Origin of the sequence: Atribacter sp., from assembly GCF_035418125.1 — a bacterium.
In the GTDB taxonomy this organism is placed as follows: Bacteria; Atribacterota; Atribacteria; order Atribacterales; family Atribacteraceae; genus Atribacter; species Atribacter allofermentans.
Map to the genome: position 1 here is coordinate 1 of NZ_DAOLQM010000293.1, position 2526 is coordinate 2526.

General features: G+C 40.3%; 2 protein-coding genes. Both read left to right on the forward strand.

Translation table 11 applies throughout. The annotated features are described in order from the left end of the window. On the forward strand, positions 1 to 1442 hold a 1442-nt coding region (locus tag PLK24_RS10680; protein ID WP_324478981.1), incomplete at its 5' end, for an ABC transporter ATP-binding protein. Continuing rightward, a complete protein-coding gene (locus PLK24_RS10685; RefSeq protein WP_324478983.1) occupies positions 1436 to 2482 on the forward strand; it encodes an ABC transporter permease in 1047 nt (348 codons plus the stop codon). The genes PLK24_RS10680 and PLK24_RS10685, both read left to right, overlap by 7 nt. Positions 2483 to 2526: the final 44 nt, after the last annotated feature.

Here is a 2526-nt window from a genome sequence, read left to right on the forward strand (position 1 = left end):
TTGACCTCACGATCAATCAAGGTGAAATTCATGGTCTCCTTGGTGAAAATGGTGCTGGCAAATCCGTTCTCATGAGCACTCTCTATGGGCTTTATCGACCTGATGCCGGAAAGGTTTTTATTCGAGGTCAAGAGGTTACCATCCACAGTCCGGCTCAAGCCATAACATTGGGAATTGGGATGGTCCATCAGCATTTCACTCTTGTCGAAAACATGACAGTTTGGGAAAATATTATACTCGGCAAGGAATTATGCCGGGGCTTCATTCTTGATAAAAATCGAATAATAAGTGAACTTCAACAACTGCTGGATAAAACTGGTTTTGAAATAGACCTCAATGCGAGGATTTATGAATTACCCATTGGTCTTCAGCAAAGAGTGGAAATTTTAAAAATCCTTTATCGAGGTGCCGATATATTAATTTTTGACGAACCAACTGCTGTCTTGACTCCCCAAGAAGTTGATCAGCTTTTTAAGACCTTTCGTCAACTGGTCCAAAATGGAAAAACCATCATCTTTATCTCCCACAAACTAAAAGAAATTTTTTGTATATGTGATCGGGTTACTGTTTTACGCAGAGGGAAAAAAATCGGTACTCTGGCCATTGATGAGGCAACTCCCGAATCTTTGGCAGAAATGATGGTGGGTCGTAAAGTACTTTTTTCATTTGAAAAATTGAAAGCCCCTCAATCCGAGACCATACTATCAGTCAAAGAATTGTCTCTCTCTGGGGGCAAAAAACATCAAAATTTACATAATGTTAACTTTGACATTCATACTTATGAAATTCTTGGTGTTGCTGGTGTTGAGGGGAATGGTCAAACTGAATTGGTTGAAATATTGGTCGGTTTACAAAAACCTCAAAAAGGAAAAATTCTTTACCAAAAAGAAGACATAACTCACTTTCCTCCTAAAAAAAGAATTCTAATGGGAATTTCTCATATTCCCGAAGACCGGCCCAAACGAGGAATGGTTCCTGATTTTTCAGTTAAAGACAATCTTATTCTTGGCTTTGAAGACCTTCCTCCTTTTAAAAGAGGGTTAATCAGTCGTAATGAAGTTGCTATCAATCAATTTTCACAAACCAAGATTCAGGAATTTGATATTGCCACTCCTGATGAAAACACTTTAATAAAAAACTTAAGTGGAGGGAATCAGCAAAAGGTTGTTTTGGCTAGAGAACTCTCCCGTGATGTAAAACTGGCTATTGCTTCCCAACCAACTCGAGGATTGGATATTGCCGCCAGTGAGTACGTGCGGAATAAATTAATTGATCTCAAGAATAATGGCTCAGGCGTTCTTTTAGTTTCAGCCGATCTTGATGAAATCCGTTCGATCAGTGACCGAGTTATCGTTCTTTACGAGGGGCAAATAATTGGAGAATTAGCTCCCGATGCCGATGAATATCAATATGGTCTGCTTATGGGAGGGACTGCGTGTTGAAAAAAACTTTAAATTACCTCGATCGTTCCAGTTCTATCCTTCCTGAACTCATAGCGATTGCACTGGCTTTTCTGATTAGCGCCATCATTCTTCTCATAACTGGCTATCAACCCATACGGGCTTTTGCCGCTCTTTTTCGCGGAGCTTTTGGTAGTAAATTTGCAGTTGGACAGACACTCACCCAAGCTACCCCGATACTTTTTACTTCATTATCTTTTCTCTTGGCTTTTCGTTCAGGAATCTTTAATATTGGAATTGAAGGGCAATTTTTAATCGGTGCTTTTGCGGCAGCGGTTGTTGGATCGAGCATAACCGGTCTTCCACCGATAATCCATGTGATTATTTCTTTAGTTATTGGTGGGATTTTCGGTGCACTTTGGGGACTCATCCCAGCACTTTTAAAAATATTTACCGGTGCCAGTGAAGTTATTACAACCATGATGATGAGTTACATCGCCAGTCACCTTACCAGCTATTTGGTAAATTACCGTTTTAAAGCTCCTGGTTGGGTTGCTCAAACCAATCCTGTTCAGCCCAGTGCAATTTTGGTTAAAATCCTACCACCCACCCAGCTTTCAGTTTCTTTTCTCATTTCTTTAGGTTTCAGCTTGCTGGTTTTTTATTTTCTTTTTAAAACCTATCTGGGATATCAAGTTTGTGCTGTTGGCTTAAATCCAACAGCAGCAGAAAACCGGGGAATTTCTGTTCATTCACGAATTCTTATGGCATTTTTACTCAGTGCTTTTGTTGCTGGGGTGGGAGGAGCCGGCGAGGTTCTTGGAGTCCACGGACGGTTTGTGGAAGGGTTTTCACCTGGGTATGGGTGGGATGGAATCGCAGTTAGCCTCGTGGGACGGCTCCACCCCTTTGGATGTATCATTGCATCGATTTTATTCGGAATGCTACGTGCCGGTGGCATGTCTATGACTCGATCTACCAAAGTTCCATTGGATATATCTTTGATTATTCAATCCTTGGTGATTATTTTAGTTGCTGCTCCATCATTTATTAAATTTGTAATTTTACGGCGGAAAAACTAAGATGATGAATATTGTAGCTCTTATCAATATTAGCTTTTTCCAAG